The sequence below is a fragment of the Photorhabdus akhurstii genome (assembly GCF_018448925.1).
GTDB lineage: Bacteria > Pseudomonadota > Gammaproteobacteria > Enterobacterales > Enterobacteriaceae > Photorhabdus > Photorhabdus akhurstii.
In genome coordinates, this window is record NZ_RCWE01000088.1 from 1 (window position 1) to 1255 (window position 1255).

The 1255-nt window shown below is 45.8% G+C and carries 1 protein-coding gene; it reads left to right on the top strand.

The window, feature by feature from the left end; translation table 11 throughout:
* Positions 1-101: 101 nt before the first annotated feature.
* Positions 102-1232 (top strand): ISAs1 family transposase, encoded by a 1131-nt coding sequence (locus EAE93_RS23840; protein ID WP_046397199.1) that lies wholly within the window; start codon positions 102-104, stop codon positions 1230-1232.
* Positions 1233-1255 lie beyond the last annotated feature (23 nt).

A 1255-nucleotide genomic window follows, 5' to 3' on the forward strand; every position in this document is an offset into this window, starting at 1 on the left:
CAGGGCAAGATCACGAATGTTTTTTAGCCAAAAATAAAATAGGTTGCTTCAAATAAAGCACTGTGATCTTATACTCTCTTTTGAGAGTGAAAACCTATATCATGTGCCTTGAGAACTTTACCCTTCATTTTTCGGCAATCCAAGACCCTCGCCAGAGTGCGAAAGTCACCTATCCTTTATTTGACATCCTGTTTTCGTCACTGTGTGCCGTGATTGCGGGCGCAGAAGGCTGGAGTGATATTCAGGAGTATACCGAAGGGCACCATGATTGGTTCCTGAAACAAGGCATGTTCAAAGAAGGTGTCCCTGTTGATGATACGTTTGCCCGCCTTATTTCGCGCATTAACCCGGAACAATTTAACCTCTGTTTTATCAACTGGATGAAGGCTGTTCATGAACTCACCCAGGGCGAATTAGTGGCCATTGACGGTAAAGTATTGCGGGGCGCTTATTCACCGGAAGAGCGCCTTTCCACGCTGCATTTGGTGAGCGCTTATGCCACCACGAATAAACTGGTGATGGGTCAGGTTAGGACAGAAAAGAAGTCCAATGAAATCACGGCTATTCCTGAGCTGATTAAATTGTTAGACCTAAAAGGCGCGTTGGTTTCCCTTGATGCGATGGGATGTCAGACCCGGATAGCTCAGGCACTCCTTGATGCGGGTGCGGATTATTTGTTCAGTGTTAAAGATAACCAAAAACATCTCCACAGGGCGATTCAAAAGGCGTTAAAAGCCCAGCGTATCGCGCCTTCGGTAAGAGAAAAAGTCATGCTGGAACAGTCGCATGGACGCCTTGAAATCCGGGAAAGTCATGTCATCAGTGCCGAGACACTCAAAGCAGAATTCCCCGCCTGGCCGGAATTAAAAACCCTTGGTGTTGTCATGGGTTACCGGCAAGAAAAAGGCCAATCACCCAGTCTGGAGTATCGTTATTACATCAGCTCAGCCCCCCTGACAGAAGAAAGCTTAGCTCAGGCAGTGCGCAGCCATTGGCGTATTGAGAACAATCTCCATTGGGTATTGGATGCGACGTTTCATGAGGATGATTGTCAGATTTATCGAGAAAATGCGGCGGAAAATATCGCGATATTGAGGCGAATTGCCTTGAATATGCTGAAAACAGAAGGCAGCAAATTAAGTATAAGAAAGAAACGAATGCGAGCCTGGATGAAAACGCAATTTCTGGAACAAGTCGTACAAGCAGGATTTTCTAATCTGAATAATATTTAAGCATTCATGCGGTTGCCCTGGTT

Coding starts and splice junctions, on each gene's coding strand:
- EAE93_RS23840 (WP_046397199.1), top strand. CDS start 102: ATGTGCCTTGAGAACTTTACCCTTCATTTTTCGGCAATCCAAGACCCT.